This window comes from Mycobacterium sp. (assembly GCF_029961025.1).
In the GTDB taxonomy this organism is placed as follows: Bacteria; Actinomycetota; Actinomycetes; order Mycobacteriales; family Mycobacteriaceae; genus Mycobacterium.
Genome location: NZ_JASBVP010000002.1, coordinates 547332 through 562803, shown reverse-complemented (window position 1 = coordinate 562803; position 15472 = coordinate 547332). Strand labels below are relative to the sequence as shown.

Here is a 15472-nt window from a genome sequence, read left to right as displayed (position 1 = left end):
GGCGTTCTCATCGAGGAGGAGCACGTGGGCCACTACAAGAGCAACGTCCGAGACCAGGAGTTCAACCTGTTCGAGGTTTTCGGCGTGGACAAGGCATTTGGGGAAGACCCCTACAGCGACCTGGATGTGGACACCGCCCGGGAGATGCTGGCGGAACTGAGTCGACTGGCCGAGGGTCCGATCGCCGCGTCGTTCGCCGACGGCGACCGCAACCCACCCACCTTCGACCCTGAGACCCACTCGGTGAGCCTGCCTGAGTCGTTCAAGAAATCGGTGCGCACGGTCCTCGATGCTGGTTGGGACAAGATCGGCATCGAAGAGGCTCTCGGGGGCACCCCGATGCCCAAGGCGCTGGTGTGGGCGCTGCACGAGCACATCCTGGGCGCCAACCCCGCGGTGTGGATGTACGGCGGCGGCGCTGGTTTCGCCAACATCCTCTACCACCTCGGCACCGAGGAACAGAAGAAGTGGGCCGTGTTTGCCGCCGAGCGTCGCTGGGGCGCCACCATGGTATTGACCGAACCGGACGCCGGTTCGGATGTGGGGGCCGCCCGCACCAAGGCGGTCAGGCAGGACGACGGCTCCTGGCACATCGAGGGGGTCAAGCGGTTCATCACCTCCGCCGACTCCGGTGACCTGTTCGAGAACATCTTCCACCTGGTGCTGGCCCGCCCCGAGGGCGCCGGTCCCGGCACCAAGGGGCTGTCGCTGTTTTTTGTGCCGAAATTCTTGTTCGATCCCGAGACCGGTGAGCCGCGCGAGCGCAACGGGGTATTCGTCACCAACGTCGAACACAAGATGGGCCTCAAGGTCTCGGCGACCTGTGAGCTCGCGTTCGGCCAGCACGGCGTGCCGGCCAAGGGCTGGCTGGTCGGGGAGGTGCACAACGGCATCGCGCAGATGTTCGACGTAATCGAGCAGGCTCGGATGATGGTCGGCACCAAGGCGATTGCCACGCTATCCACCGGTTACCTGAACGCCCTGGAGTACGCCAAGTCCCGGGTCCAGGGTGCCGACATGACCCAGATGACCGACAAGACCGCGCCGCGGGTCACTATCACACACCACCCCGACGTGCGTCGCAGCCTGATGACCCAGAAGTCCTACGCCGAGGGTCTGCGCGCGCTCTACCTCTACACCGCGACCTACCAGGACGCTGCTGTAGCCCGGGCGGTACACGGTGTGGACGCCGAGTTGGCGGTCAGGGTCAACGACTTGATGCTGCCGGTGGTCAAGGGTGTCGGATCCGAACAGGCGTATGCCAAGCTCACCGAGAGCTTGCAAACCTTTGGCGGGTCGGGCTTCTTGCAGGACTACCCCATCGAGCAGTACATCCGCGACTCGAAGATCGACTCCCTCTACGAGGGCACCACGGCCATCCAGGCGCAGGACTTCTTTTTCCGCAAGATCATTCGCGACAAGGGTGTGGCGCTCGCCCATGTGGCAGGCCAGATCGAGGAATTCATCAAGAACGAGTCCGGCAACGGGCGGCTGAAAGCCGAGCGAACGTTGCTGGCGGCCGCGCTGGCCGACGTGCAGGCGATGGCGGCCGCGCTGACCGGTTACCTGATGGCCGCCCAGGAGGACAAGACCAGCGTCTACAAGGTGGGTTTGGGCTCGGTGCGCTTCCTGATGAGCGTCGGCGACTTGATGATCGGCTGGTTACTGCAGCGTCAGGCCGCGGTGGCGATCGAGGCTCTCGACGCCGGGGCCGCCGATACCGACCGCGCATTTTATGAAGGAAAGGTCGCGGTGGCCTCGTTTTTCGCGAAGAATTTCCTGCCGCTGCTGGCCGGCACTCGGCAGGTGATCGAGACCCTCGACAACGAGATCATGGAACTCGACGAAGCGGCCTTTTAAACCAAGGTGGTGCCGCCCCGCGCCGCGGGATTCCCCGGTATTCCAGCGGCAAAACCGCGGTGGCGGCCGGGCCGCGGTATCAGGCTTCCAGAATCGCCGCCACGCCCTGCCCACCGGCCGCGCAGATTGAGATCAGCCCGCGCACCGGCTGGGTATCGGAACCTTTCTGCTCGGCCTTCTTCTGCGCCAGCTGCTTTGCCAGCTGCGCAAGGATCCGTCCGCCGGTAGCCGCGAAGGGGTGGCCGGCCGCCAGGGACGAGCCGTTGACGTTGAGCTTGGACCGGTCGATGGCTCCCAGCGCGGCGTCCAGGCCCAGTCGTTGCTTGCAGTACTCCTCGGATTCCCATGCCTGCAGGTGGGCCAAGACCACCGAGGCGAACGCCTCATGGATTTCGTAGAAGTCGAAATCCTGCAACGCCAGCCCGTTGCGGGCCAGCAGCCGGGGCACGGCGTAGGTCGGCGCCATCAACAATCCGTCATCGCCGGTGACATAGTCGACCGCGGCGGTCTCGGCATCCGTGAAATAGGCCAGCGGAGCAAGCGAATGCTCGTCTGCCCAGTCTTCACTGGCCAGCAAGACAACCGAGGCGCCGTCGGTCAGGGCGGTGGAATTACCCGCCGTCATCGTCGCATCGCCGGCCTTCACCCCGAAAACCGGGCGCAGCGTCGCTAGTTTTTCGACGGTCGAGTCGGGTCGCAGGTTGTCGTCCCGGTAGAGCCCCAGAAACGGCGTGACCAGGTCGTCGAAGAAACCGCGATCGTAGGCGGCGGCCATGTTGCGGTGGCTGGCGACCGCCAGCTCGTCCTGGTCGACCCGCTTGATCCCCATCTGCTTGGCGGTGATGGCGGCGTGTTCTCCCATCGACAACCCGGTGCGGCGCTCGCAGTTCACCGGGATCTCCACGCCCAGTGTCGCCGGCAGCTTGCCGACCAGCTTCAGCCGTTCCACCGTGGACGCGGATCGGCGCAGCCTGAGCAACGTGCGACGCAACTCCTCGCCGAACCCGATCGGTGGGTCGGAGGCGGTGTCGACGCCGCCCGCGACCGCCACCTCATAGCGCCCGGACGCGATCCCGTCGGCTGCGGCGATCGCCGCCTGCAGACCGGTTCCGCACGCCTGCTGGATGTCGAACGCCGGCGTGTAGGGCGAGAGCGCCGAGCCTAACACGCATTCGCGCATCAGGTTGAAATCTCGACTGTGTTTGAGCACGGCGCCGCCGATGACCGCGCCGAGTCGCTCCCCGGCCAGACCGAAACGCTCCACCAGCCCGCCCAACGCGGCCGTGAACATGTCCTGGTTGGACGCCTCGGCGTAGGCGCCGTCGGCTCGTGCGAACGGGATCCGGTTGCCGCCCAGCACGGCAACGCGCCGCCTGGCCCGGCTCGTCTCCGACGATGCCCGGCTGCCGGGCATCGAATGTTCAGTGGCCACGTTTGTCTCCCGATTGTCTCCCGGTTGTCGGTTTGGGGTCCACCGCTTAGACCGCTATCTTACCGGTTTCCTTACTCTGGAGTAAGTTCATGATCGCCGATACGGTTGTCAGCAGCAGACACGTCCGACACGGAAGGCAGTTCAGTGGCTCCCAAGCTCGCATCCGATCTGTTCTCCCAGGTCGCCAGCTCCGCCCCGGCGGCGTTTTTGTCCAAGCAGCTCGGCATTCCACGACCCGAGCCGCTTCGTCGCTATCGCGTAGGAGATCCGCCGCTGCTCGGCTCGCTGTTGATCGGCGGTGACGGCAGGGTAGTCGAGCCGCTGCGGACCGCTCTGGCCGGCGACTACGAAGTGGTGAGCCACAACCTGGGCGGCCGATGGGCCGATTCGTTTGGGGGACTGGTGTTTGACGCCACCGGGATCACGGCACCCGCACGCCTGGGCAAGCTGCGTGACTTTTTCACTCCACTGCTGCGCAATCTGGGACGCTGCGCCCGTGTGGTGGTCGTGGGCACAACTCCCGAGGCGGTTGCCCGCACCGACGAGCGGATAGCGCAGCGGGCGTTGGAAGGTTTCACCCGCTCGCTGGGCAAAGAACTGCGTCGCGGCGCGACCGTTCAGCTGGTCTACTTGTCCCCGGATGCCAAGCCGGCCGCCACCGGCCTGGAGTCGACGATGCGGTTCATCTTGTCGGCAAAATCGGCGTATGTGGATGGTCAGGTGTTCTACGTGGGAGCCGCCGACTCCACCCCGCCGGGCGACTGGGATCGGCCGCTCGAGGGCAAGGTCGCCATCGTCACCGGCGCCGCCAGCGGCATCGGCGCAGCCATCGCTGAGGTGTTTGCCCGCGACGGCGCCCGTGTCGTGGGCATCGACGTTGATGCCGCCGCCGAAGCGCTGAACGAAACCGTCTCCCGGATTGGGGGCACGGCACTGATCCTCGATGTCACCGCGGACGACGCTGTCGAGCGCATCACCGACCACCTGAGCGGACACTACGACGGTCGAGCCGACATCTTGGTCAACAACGCCGGAATCACCCGCGACAAGCTGTTGGCCAACATGGATGACGCCCGCTGGGATGCCGTCATGGCCGTTAATTTGCTTGCGCCGTTGCGGCTTACCGAAGGGCTGGTCGCCAATGGCAGTATCGCTGAGGGGGGCCGAGTGATCGGGTTGTCGTCGGTGTCCGGTATCGCGGGCAACCGTGGGCAGACCAACTACGCCACCACCAAGGCCGGCATGATCGGGCTCACCCAGGCACTTGCGCCGGTGCTCGCCGCAAAGGGCATCACGGTCAACGCCGTCGCACCGGGATTCATCGAAACCAAGATGACCGCCGCCATCCCATGGGCCACCCGCGAGCTGGGGCGCCGGATGAACTCGCTGCTGCAGGGCGGGCAGCCCGTGGATGTCGCCGAAACCATCGCCTATTTTGCCAACCCCGCTTCCAACGCCGTGACCGGCAACGTCATACGTGTCTGCGGCCAGGCCATTATGGGGGCTTGAGGGCGACGATGCGCGCCGCGTAGCGGCCGTAGCTGCGAAAGGAGGCAGAGCATGGGGCATGAAATGACCACCATGGCGCAGCCGAGTGGGGTGGCAAGTCTGCTGCGGGCGGCACTCGGGGCACTACCGTTGGTACCCCGCAGCGACCAACTGCCCAGCCGCACGCTCACCGTCGAGGACCTGGCTATCGATCGCGCGAATGTCGCCGCTTATGCGGCTGTAACCGGGTTGCGTTACGGCGATACCGTTCCGCTGACCTACCCGTTCGTGTTGACGTTCCCGACGATGATGGCCCTGGTGACAGGGTTCGACTTCCCCTTCGCCGCAATCGGATTGATACACACCGAAAACCACATCACGCAATATCGACCGATCGCGGTGACCGATACGGTTGGGGTGAAGGTGCACGCCGAAAACCTGCGTGAGCATCGAAGGGGTCTGCTGGTCGACCTGGTCGCCGATGTCAACGTCGGCAATGATATTGCCTGGCATCAGGTGACGACCTTCCTGCACCAGCAGCGGACCAGTTTGTCCGACGAACCTAAACCGCCGCCGGAGAAGCAACCCAAACTTCCGCCGCCGAATGCGCTGCTGAGCGTCTCCCCCGGTCGCATCCGCCGCTACGCGGCCGTCGGTGGTGATCACAACCCGATCCACACCAACCCGATCGCCGCCAGACTGTTCGGCTTCCTTTCCGTTATTGCACATGGAATGTTCAGTGCCGCAGCCGTATTGGCGAATATCGAGGGCCGGATTCCGGACGCGGTGAGCTATTCGGTGCGCTTTGCCAAGCCGGTGGTGCTGCCGGCCCGGGCAGGACTCTATATCGATCAAGTCGACCGTGGCTGGGACTTGACGCTGCGTAACGTCGCCACCGGTTACCCACACCTGTTCGGAACGATCCGAGAGCTCTAGACCCAAAGCGTTCCCAGCGACCGCACGATGGCAACGTTTCGGTCAGAGTCAGCGTATCGCCACGAGGACGCGACGGCGTTCGCTTAGCACCTGTAGTCCGTGCGTGCCGACGGCGGCGGCAAGAAAAACCACAAACAGCCATAACGGGGGGTGAGAAAGCTCCCACACGAAAATCGCCGCCCACACCGGCGCGCGCTGAGTTACCGCCAGCACCGCGGCCGCACCGGCCAACGAGGCCGTGGGGACGTGAATGTCCATGCTGGCCGCGGCGTTGATCGCGAGCACGAGCAGCGATCCCGCTGCCGCGCCGGTGGCAAGTGACGGGGTGAGCATCCCGCCGGTGCCACCGGCTCGCAAGAACAGCGCGGTCAGCAGTGGTTTCAGAACCAGGATTACCGCCGCCGCGATCAGGGTCATCCCGCTGTTTAAGCTCACGGTCAAGATGCTTCTGCCGTTACCGGGCAATTCGGGCCACCAGTGCGAGCAAATCCCGGTCAGCAAACCTGCGGCGGCGATCGCCGGAACCAGCGTCCAGGACCGCTTCGGTGTCAACGGATAGGCCGCCGACGTAATCCGATTGAATCCCCAGCCGACGAGGAAGCAGAACGGCGCCACCGCCAGGGTGTAGCCGGTCAGCAAATAGGACACGTGTGCGCTAGGCCAATCTAGGATCGGGCGATCGGCCGTCGCGAACGAGCCGACCGCAACCGCCAGGCTGGAGGAGATCAACGCCGCGCCCAGTGCCCGCGGCTGCCATGTTTTCAGCACGATGCGCAGCGCGAAAAGCGCGCCACCCAGCGGAACGGCATAGACCGCGCCTAACCCGGCGCCGGCCGCGCACGCCAGCAGGATCTCGCGATCACGGGGTGACAGTCGCTGCAACCATCCGATGCCCAGATCGGCCAGGGCGGCAGCGAATTGACGGGGAGCCCCTTCCCGGCCTAGGGACGCGCCAGAACCCACCAGCAGCACCTGCAACGCCGCGTCAACGCTCCACGGCAGCCTCGGCACCCGATGATGGCCCGCGATGACCTTGGTCAGCGGCGGCACGTCGGCCCGGCCTCGCAGCAGCCACCAACCCAGGCCAGCCAGCGCGCCGCCGAGCATCGGCCCCGCCGCGCGGCGCACCGGACTGCTGCCGATGACTCCGCTGAGCAGCGAGCCGAAGGTGTAGTGGTAGGTAAGGTGCTCGACGAAACGCAGCAGCAGGGTCGCCGATAGCCCCGCGATCCCGGCCAGCAACCCGACGATGACCACCGCGCAGAAGAAATCGAGATTGCGGCGGGCCACCGCACGAATGTATGCCAACGAACCGGTGGCCGCGAACCTGAGTGGCCGTGAGCTAGCCTGAGCCGGTGACCACCCGGGGCTCGGTGTCGACCGCGTCGCGCTCGGACGGCGCGCCTTTAAGGCCACGCCAAAACAGATTGATCATCAACTCGGCCGCCTCATCGACGTCGGTGTCGCCGGTGCTGAGCCGGGCCGCCACGGCTTCACCCGCCCCCACGAGCGCCGCGGCCATCACCTCGAAGTTGGTGTTCGGATCTGGATGGCGGGTTCCCGCCCGCAGCAGCCCGGCCACCAGTTCGGTGATCCGCTCACGTCCTTCACGCACGGTGTGCGCGAACGCTTGCGAACTGGTGGCCTGGGTGTACATCACGATCCACGACGCCCGGTTGGCGTCGATATAGTGCAGAAACGACGCGATAGTGTTGCGCAGCAATTCCTTTGGATTTTGGTCCGGATCGATATCCGCTCTGATGGCGTCGATGAACCGGGTCAGCTCGCGGTTGAGACAGGCGCCGAACAACTCTTCCTTGGAGCCGTAATACAGGTAGAGCATTGGCTTGGAGATCTGCGCCGCCGCCGCTATGGAGTCCATCGAGGTCTCGTGGTAGCCGTTGACGGAGAACATCTGCACGGCGGCGTCGAGCATCTGCTGTTCGCGGACAGCACGAGGTAGCCGTTTGGTCCCGCCTGCCATGCCCTGCCCCTCTTACCGCTGTGACACCGGCCGGTTGGGCGGTTTCACCACCGCCGGCCGACTCCAGACTAAGCGCGGTGGCGGCTGGCACTCACATCTGGCACTCACATCAGCGCCCGCACTGCGTGTTCGATCCCTTCACCGCCGCCATGCGCGACACCGATGCGTTGATCGCCGGCATCGCCAACTGACCGGCGGCCAACGCCTTCTCCAGCCGATCCAGCACCGCTGGCACCTCCTCGGTGCTGACCCACAGCGCGGTGTCGACACCGGCCTGCAGGCTGCGCAACACCGCCTCGGGCACACCGTAGCGACTGTTGACCGCGACCATGCTGGACAGGTCGTCGCTGAACACCGGCCCATTGAAAGGCGGGGCCCCGTAGCCGGTGCCGCGGCGCAGCAACGCCACCGCTGCGGGGCTGAGACTGGCCGGTTCGTCGCCGGTCAGCCCGGGAACCTGCAGGTGACCCATCATCACCCCGACCGGGGCCTGTCCGACCAGGCTCCGGTAGGGCACCAGATCGCTGCGCAGCAGCTCGTCGAGTGGTGGTGTGGTGACCGCTCCGGTGTGCGAGTCGCCCGAGCCATGCCCGTGCCCGGGGAAATGCTTGAGCACGGGAAGCAGACCGGCGTCCCGCAGGCCGCGCGCATAGGCTCCGGCGTAGGCGGTGACGGTGGCGGGGTCGGAGCCGAACGACCGGTCGCCGATCACGGTGTCGGCCGGGGCGTCGGTGACGTCGACCACCGGCGCGAAGTCGACGGTGATACCGAGGCGGCGCATTTTGCGGCCCCGGTCCAACGCCACGGCGTAGACCTCGTCGGGGGTGTGGGTCTGCGCCAACATCCGCGGAGCGGGCGCCGCGCCGATCAGCGGTGACAACCTTGACACCCGCCCGCCTTCCTCGTCGACGCTGACCGCCAGCGCCAGCGGGCCCGCTCCACCGGCGATATCGCCCAATGAGCCGTCGGTCAGCATGGATAGGTCCGTCCAGCTGCCGATGAAGATTCCTCCCACATGGTGCTCGGCGACTACCGCCCTGGCGTCGGCGGCGTTGCGTACCCCCACCATCAGCAGCTGGGCCAGCTTGTCACGAACGGGAAGGGCCGTCACATCCGGGCAGCCCGGTGCCGCGCGGGTGGGCGCGGGGAGCGGTTTCACCGGGGCCGCGGGTCGTTCACCGTGCCCGCACGCTCCCGCCAGCACCGACGCCGCGGCCAGCACAGCGAGGATCCGTCCAGTCGCCACCGGCTCATGGTGTCATGACCCGGGCGGTCTGGCGGTGCCAACCCGTCCGGGGGCCGTGCGCGCTGAAGACGGCCCGCGAAAAAGTCGGGCAATGCGTGATGGGGTCATGCGGCCGATATCGGCGCGGATAGTGGCTACCGTGGGTCTGCTAGGTTGGCGACAACCACGACCGAGACCTCCAGGAGCCCTCGATGAACCGGTTCGTTGTGCCCGCCGTCGCCAGCATCGTGGTTGGCCTGTTGCTGGGTGCGGCCGCGATCTTCGGGATCACCCTGATGGTGGAGCAGAACACCAGGCCCCCGCTGCCCGGCGGTGATCCGGCGTCCTCGGTGCTCAACCGGGTCGAGTACGGCAACCGTAGCTAGCCGGTCGATGATGCGGACCGCGCTCGGCGGTCAGGTGTGGGGCTGCCGGCGGGATTCCGGGGTGAGCCCGCCAGTCGGATCGTTACCGAGTGCCCCGTCCCCCCACGCGGCGCCGTCTGCTGTGGTGCCGCTGTCGCGACACTGGGTGTGGCTGGCCGGGGCGGTCGCGCTGGCGCTGTGCTGCCTGCAGTCCCCCGGGCGGATCTCCCCTGACACCAAGCTGGATCTCACCGTCAACCCGCTGCGCTTTTTGGCCCGCGCAACCAACCTGTGGGCCAGCGACCTGCCGTTCGGGCAAACCCAAAACCAGGCCTACGGCTATCTGTTTCCACACGGCGCGTTCTTTGTGATGGGCCACCTGCTGGGAATACCCGGCTGGCTCACCCAGCGACTATGGTGGGCACTTCTGCTGACCGTCGGGTTTTGGGGACTGTTGCGGGTCGCCGAAGCGCTGGGCGTCGGCAGCCCGACATCGCGGGTGATCGCCGCCGCGGCGTTCGCGCTCTCACCGCGGGTGCTGAGCACTCTCGGGTCGATCTCGTCGGAGACCCTCCCGATGATGCTGGCGCCCTGGGTGCTGCTGCCCACCGTTGTGGCGTTGCGGGCCGAGTCGGGCAGGTCCGTGCGGGTGCTGGCCGCGCAGGCCGGGCTGGCGGTGGCGATGATGGGGGCGGTCAATGCCGTCGCCACCCTGGCGGCTTGCCTGCCCGCGGTGATCTGGTGGGCCTGCCACCGGCCCAACCGGTTGTGGTGGCGGTATACCGCCTGGTCGCTGCTGGCCCTGACGCTGGCCATGCTGTGGTGGCTGCTGGCGCTGGGCCTGATGCGCCGTGTCAGCCCACCGTTTTTGGACTTCATCGAATCGTCCGGTGTCACGACTCAGTGGATGTCGCTGACCGAGATGCTGCGCGGCACCGCAGGCTGGACACCGTTCGTGGCGCCGATGGCCACCGCCGGTGCGCCGCTGGTTACCGGCTCCGTGGCGATCCTGGGCACCTGCCTGGTCGCCGCCGCCGGGCTGGCCGGGCTGGCGATGCCCGACATGCCGGCCCGCGGACGGCTGATAACGATGCTGCTCATCGGGGTGGTTGTGCTGGCGGCCGGCTATGCCGGTGGCCTGGGCTCCCCGCTGGCGCATCAGGTGCAGGTGTTTTTAGACGCCGGGGGCGCACCGGTGCGCAACGTCCACAAGCTGGAGCCGGTGATCCGGCTCCCGCTGGTGCTGGGGTTGGCTCGGCTGCTGGGACGAATACCGTTGCCGGGCAGCGCACCGCTGCGGGAGTGGAGTCACGCGTTCGCCCACCCGGAACACGACAAGCGAGTCGCAGCCGGCATTGTCGTGCTCACGGCCCTGGCGGTCAGCACGTCGCCGGCGTGGACGGGCCGGCTCACCCCACCCGGCACGTTCCGCGCGATCCCGCAGTACTGGCACGACGCTGCGGACTGGCTCGCCGAGCACAACATTGGCACCCCGCACCCCGGGCGGGTGCTCGTGGTGCCCGGCGCGCCGTTTGCCATCCAGGGGTGGGGCACCAGCCATGACGAGCCACTGCAGGTGCTCGGCAGCGGCCCGTGGGGGGTGCGAGACTCCATCCCGTTGATCCCGCCGCAGGCCATCCGGGCCCTGGATTCGGTGCAGCGGCTGCTCGCTGCCGGCCAGCCGTCCGCCGGTCTGGCCGACACCCTGGCTCGCCAGGGCGTCTCGTATGTGGTGGTGCGCAACGACCTGGACCCCGAAACCTCACGGTCGGCCCGGCCGATTCTGGTGCACCGCGCCATTACCGGGTCGCCGCGGTTGCAGAAGGTGGCGCAGTTCGGCCCCCTGGTCGGACCCGGCGCCGTGTCGGGCTTCGTCAGCGACAGCGGGCTGCGGCCACGATATCCCGCCCTGGAGATTTACCGGGTGATTTACCGGGCCGGCGATGCCGGCGCCCCCGTTGCCCCATATTTCGCCGACATCGATCGGCTGGCCCGCGTCGACGGCGGTCCTGAAGTGTTGCTTCGTCTCGACGAGCACCGCCGGCAGCTGGACGAGCCCCCGCTGGGTCCGGTGTTGTTGACCGCGGATGCCCGGCGTGCCGGTCTGCCCGCGCCGGTGGTGACCGTCACCGACACCCCGCTGTCCCGGGAAACCGACTACGGCCGGGTCGACAACCACTCGTCGGCGATCCGAGCCGTCGGCGACCCCAGGCACACCTACAACCGGGTCCCCGACTACCCCGTTCCGGGAGCCGAGATGGTCTTCGGGAGCTGGAGCGGCGGGCGGCTCAGCGCATCCAGCTCGTCCTCGGATTCCACTTCGCTGCCCGACGTCGCTCCGGCAACCTCGCCAGCGGCCGCCATCGACGGCGACCCGACGACCGCCTGGGTGTCCAACGCGCTGCAATCCGCCGTCGGCCAATGGCTGCAAGTGGATTTCGACCACCCGGTGACAAACGCCGTCATCACGCTGACACCCAGCGCGACGGCCGTCGGAGCCCAGGTCCGCCGGGTCGAGATCGCCACCGTCAACGGAACCACCACGCTGCGGTTCGACGAAGCCGGTAAGCCGCTCACCGCGGCCCTGCCTTACGGCGAAACCCCCTGGGTGCGGATCACCGCGGTCGGCACCGAAGACGGGTCCGCCGGGGTGCAGTTCGGCATCACCGACCTGGCGGTCACCCAGTACGACGCGTCCGGCTTTGCCCACCCGGTCGAGCTTCGGCACACCGTGCTGGTTCCCGCCCCGCCGCAGAACGCCGCCGTCGCGCGATGGGATCTGGGAGTGGGGCTGCCGGGCCGACCCGGCTGTGCCGAGGGACCCGACAGTGTGCGCTGCGCACCATCGATGGCGCTCACCGCCGAAGAACCGGGGACTTTCAGCCGCACGCTGAGCGTGCCGCATCCGATCCCGGTGTCCCCGCTGGTGTGGGTGCGCGCGCGGCAGGGTCCCACGCTCGCCGACCTGATCGCCCAGCCGGGCACTACCCGGGCACACGGTGATTCCGACATGGTCGACGTCCTGGGCTCGGCATACGCCGCGACCGACGGCGATCCGGCCACCGCATGGACCGCCCCGCAACGCGTCGTGCAACACAAGACCCCGCCGACGCTCACCCTCACCCTTCCCCGGCCCACCGAGGTGACCGGGTTGCGGCTGACCCCTAGCGGGTCGACAGCGACGGCGCCGACTCCAGCGGTCCCGTCCGCTGATGATGCGGACCATCCAACGGCCCGGGGACCAGCCGGGCAAGCGAGTCGGGAAGAAGCAGCGGTTTCAGACACGGCGGCGCCCGCCCGCCCGACGGTGGTGGCCGTCAACCTGGGTGACGGACCGCAGGTCCACCACCTGAAATTCGGCGCCGGCGCGACCGGTGTACCACAGACCCTGCCGCTGAAACCCCGGGTCACCGACACCGTCACCGTCAGCCTGCTCGACTGGGATGACGTGATCGACCGCACCGCACTGGGTTTCGATCAGCTCAAGCCGCCGGGGCTGGCCGAGGTCGCGGTTCTCGGTCCCGGCGGGACACCGGTGGCGCCCGCCGATGCCGCCGGCAACCGGATGCGCCAGATCGCCGTCGACTGTGCTCACGGCCCCGTCGTTGCGGTCGCCGGGCGATTCGTGCATACCTCGGTCACGACCACGGTGGGCGCGCTGCTCGACGGCCAACCGGTTGCCGCCCAACTCTGTGATCACCGGCCGATCATGCTGCCGGCCGGTCAGCAGGAGCTGATGATCAGCCCAGGGGACGCATTCATGGTTGATAGCGTTCAGCTGTCCAACCCGTTGATCGGCGAGTTACCCACCGCCACAACGATTCCCGCTGACATTGTGGCATGGGGTGCCGCCCGCCGCGTGGTGCGGGCACCCGCGGCGGCGACCTCTCGGGTGCTGGTGGTGCCGGAAAGCATCAACCCCGGCTGGGTGGCCCGCGCCGGTGACGGCAGTCGGCTGACGCCGGTCGCCGTCAACGGGTGGCAGCAGGGCTGGGTACTGCCGGCGGGGATGTCCGGCGCGATCACCTTGACCTTCGCCTCCAATTCGCTGTATCGCACGGGGCTGGCCGCCGGGTTGGCCTTGCTGCCGCTGTTGGTCCTGCTGACATGGTGGCCGGCGCGGCGAGCTTGCGGCGGCGGTGAGCCCGCCACCCCCTGGGCGCCCGGGCGCACGGTGGTGGTTGCGATGTTGGCGGCCGGGGCGGTGATCGCCGGCGCGGCGGGGATCGCCGTTTTCGGCGCGGCGCTTGCGCTGCGGTACGCGCTGCGCAACCGGCAGCGGTTGCGTGACGCGACCACTGTCGGGTTGAGCGCCGCCGGGCTGATTCTGTCCGGGGCCGCGCTGTCCCGGCATCCCTGGCGCTCGGTCGACGGCTACGCCGGGCATTCGGCGGCCGTACAACTGCTGGCGCTGGTTTCGCTTGCCGCCCTTGCCGCGTCGGCGACGATGCGGGCCGGCCACCGGCCCGAGAAGGAGCCGCGCACTCCCTGATTGCTTCCTCGCCACGACCGTTTGCTGGCCGAGTGGGCCGGTTACGCGGGAAGATCGACTACGAACGTCCATCCTCTGAGGGGTTGCGGGCATGGGATGGTTTACGGCACCTGAATATTGGCTGGGCAGGCTGGTACTGGAGCGCGGGGTCGCGGCCATCTATCTGATCGCCTTCCTGGCGGCGGCGAGACAGTTTCGTCCCCTGATCGGGGAACACGGGATGCTGCCGGTGCCTCGGTATCTGCAACGACGCTCCTTCTGGGAGGCGCCGAGCATCTTCCATCTCCGTTACTCCGACCGGCTCTTCGCCGCCGTCTCCTGGCTCGGTGTGGCGGTCAGCGCGGCGATCGCCGCGGGTGCGGCCGACCTCTTGCCGCTGTGGGCAGCGATGCTGATGTGGCTGCTGTTGTGGATCTTGTACTTGTCCATCGTCAACGTCGGACAGACCTGGTATTCGTTCGGCTGGGAGTCCTTGCTGCTGGAGACCGGATTCCTGGCGATCTTCCTCGGCAACGACCGCACGGCGCCGCCGGTGCTGACGATGTGGTTGGCGCGGTTTTTGTTGTTCCGGCTCGAGTTCGGCGCGGGGCTGATCAAGCTGCGCGGCGATTCCTGTTGGCGCAACCTGACATGTCTGTACTACCACCATGAAACGCAACCCATGCCCGGGCCGCTGAGTTGGTTTTTTCACCACCTGCCCAAGCCGCTGCACCGTGTTGAGGCTGCCGGCAACCATTTCGCCCAGCTCGTCGTCCCCTTCGGGTTGTTTGCTCCGCAGCCGGTCGCCAGCGCGGCGGCGGCCGTCGTCATCATCACGCAGCTATGGCTGGTGGCATCCGGCAACTTCGCTTGGCTGAACTGGCTGACCATCATCTTGGCGTGCAGCGTGATCGACAACTCGTCGGCAGCAGCGGTGCTTCCAGTGCCCAAGCCCCCGGTGCTGCCCGGGACGCCAACGTGGTTCGCCGCATCGGTGATCGCCTTCACCGTGCTGGTGGTGATCCTGAGTTACTGGCCGGTGCGCAACCTGATGTCCAGCCAGCAACGGATGAATATGTCGTTTAACCCGTTTCATCTGGTCAATACCTACGGGGCTTTCGGGAGCGTCGGGCGTGTGCGCCGAGAGGTGGTAATCGAGGGCACCGACGAGGAGGAGATCACCGAACAGACGACGTGGAAGGAATACGAATTTAAAGGCAAGCCCGGTCCGCTGCGCCGGCTGCCCCCGCAGTGGGCGCCGTATCATCTGCGCCTGGACTGGCTGATGTGGTTCGCCGCCATCTCACCGCTCTACGCACATCAGTGGCTCACGCCATTCCTGGTGCGGCTGTTGCAAAATGACCCGCCGACGTTACGTTTGCTGCGGCACAATCCGTTCCCCGATGCTCCGCCACGATACGTACGTGCCCAGCTGTACCGATACCGGTTCACCACGTGGCGGGAACTGCTACGCGATCGGGCATGGTGGCATCGGACGCTAGAAGGTAGATATGTTCCGCCGGTCGCATTGGAGAAAGTGGGCTTACCGCACACCGACTGAAAGTTCCGCGGCAACAAGTTCTGCGGTCACACGTAGGCGTCGGCCGAGCCGGCTCACCCCAGGGCTGACGCTGACGCCAATCGGAACCCGATACGAATCTCCTTGTGTCACACAATCCCCCGTGTTGGTCGGTCACCGGGAGGCGGTGGC

General features: G+C 67.1%; 10 protein-coding genes. 6 read left to right on the top strand and 4 right to left on the bottom strand.

Annotation, left to right across the window (positions count from 1 at the left end):
• The first annotated feature begins 24 nt into the window (after positions 1 to 24).
• Positions 25 to 1860: an acyl-CoA dehydrogenase gene (locus QJR12_RS03335; RefSeq protein WP_300576562.1), complete on the top strand. Its 1836-nt coding sequence runs from the start codon at positions 25 to 27 to the stop codon at positions 1858 to 1860.
• A gap of 79 nt (positions 1861 to 1939) precedes the next feature.
• On the opposite strand, the gene QJR12_RS03330 is transcribed toward QJR12_RS03335, so the two are convergent.
• On the bottom strand, positions 1940 to 3274 hold the full coding sequence (locus QJR12_RS03330; protein WP_300576559.1) for an acetyl-CoA C-acetyltransferase: 1335 nt from the start codon (positions 3272 to 3274) through the stop codon (positions 1940 to 1942).
• Positions 3275 to 3436: 162 nt separating this feature from the next.
• Here QJR12_RS03330 and QJR12_RS03325 point away from each other — a divergent pair, with 162 nt between their 5' ends.
• Together QJR12_RS03325 and QJR12_RS03320 are read left to right on the top strand one after the other, a co-directional pair.
• Positions 3437 to 4801 (top strand): 3-oxoacyl-ACP reductase, encoded by a 1365-nt coding sequence (locus QJR12_RS03325; protein WP_300576174.1) that lies wholly within the window; start codon positions 3437 to 3439, stop codon positions 4799 to 4801.
• A gap of 72 nt (positions 4802 to 4873) precedes the next feature.
• A complete protein-coding gene (locus QJR12_RS03320; protein WP_300576556.1) occupies positions 4874 to 5716 on the top strand; it encodes a MaoC/PaaZ C-terminal domain-containing protein in 843 nt (280 codons plus the stop codon).
• A gap of 48 nt (positions 5717 to 5764) precedes the next feature.
• Here QJR12_RS03320 and QJR12_RS03315 read toward each other — a convergent pair whose 3' ends face one another.
• The 3 genes from QJR12_RS03315 to QJR12_RS03305 form a co-directional block, all read right to left on the bottom strand.
• On the bottom strand, positions 5765 to 7015 hold the full coding sequence (locus QJR12_RS03315; protein ID WP_300576553.1) for a chloride channel protein: 1251 nt from the start codon (positions 7013 to 7015) through the stop codon (positions 5765 to 5767).
• A 43-nt stretch (positions 7016 to 7058) separates the two neighbouring features.
• Positions 7059 to 7700 carry a TetR/AcrR family transcriptional regulator gene (locus QJR12_RS03310; RefSeq protein ID WP_300576171.1) on the bottom strand — a complete coding sequence of 214 codons (642 nt, stop codon included), beginning with the start codon at positions 7698 to 7700 and terminating at the stop codon, positions 7059 to 7061.
• Between the two features lie 109 nt (positions 7701 to 7809).
• Positions 7810 to 8946 carry a glycoside hydrolase family 3 N-terminal domain-containing protein gene (locus tag QJR12_RS03305; RefSeq protein WP_300576168.1) on the bottom strand — a complete coding sequence of 379 codons (1137 nt, stop codon included), beginning with the start codon at positions 8944 to 8946 and terminating at the stop codon, positions 7810 to 7812.
• 191 nt (positions 8947 to 9137) lie between these two features.
• Between QJR12_RS03305 and QJR12_RS03300 the strand changes: the two genes are divergently transcribed.
• The 3 genes from QJR12_RS03300 to QJR12_RS03290 all read left to right on the top strand — a co-directional run bounded on the left by QJR12_RS03300 (position 9138) and on the right by QJR12_RS03290 (position 15322).
• Entirely contained in the window at positions 9138 to 9311 is a 174-nt protein-coding gene (locus tag QJR12_RS03300; protein ID WP_300576165.1) for a DUF2613 domain-containing protein, read from the top strand.
• Between the two features lie 121 nt (positions 9312 to 9432).
• Positions 9433 to 13782 (top strand): alpha-(1->3)-arabinofuranosyltransferase, encoded by a 4350-nt coding sequence (locus QJR12_RS03295; RefSeq protein ID WP_300576550.1) that lies wholly within the window; start codon positions 9433 to 9435, stop codon positions 13780 to 13782.
• Between the two features lie 91 nt (positions 13783 to 13873).
• Positions 13874 to 15322: a lipase maturation factor family protein gene (locus tag QJR12_RS03290; protein ID WP_300576162.1), complete on the top strand. Its 1449-nt coding sequence runs from the start codon at positions 13874 to 13876 to the stop codon at positions 15320 to 15322.
• The last annotated feature ends 150 nt before the right edge of the window (positions 15323 to 15472 follow it).

Bases quoted from the DNA above. Each gene is read 5' to 3' on its own strand.
- QJR12_RS03330 (WP_300576559.1), bottom strand. From the start codon at position 3,274: ATGCCCGGCAGCCGGGCATCGTCGGAGACGAGCCGGGCCAGGCGGCGC.
- QJR12_RS03310 (WP_300576171.1), bottom strand. From the start codon at position 7,700: ATGGCAGGCGGGACCAAACGGCTACCTCGTGCTGTCCGCGAACAGCAG.
- QJR12_RS03290 (WP_300576162.1), top strand. From the start codon at position 13,874: ATGGGATGGTTTACGGCACCTGAATATTGGCTGGGCAGGCTGGTACTG.
- QJR12_RS03320 (WP_300576556.1), top strand. From the start codon at position 4,874: ATGGCGCAGCCGAGTGGGGTGGCAAGTCTGCTGCGGGCGGCACTCGGG.
- QJR12_RS03300 (WP_300576165.1), top strand. From the start codon at position 9,138: ATGAACCGGTTCGTTGTGCCCGCCGTCGCCAGCATCGTGGTTGGCCTG.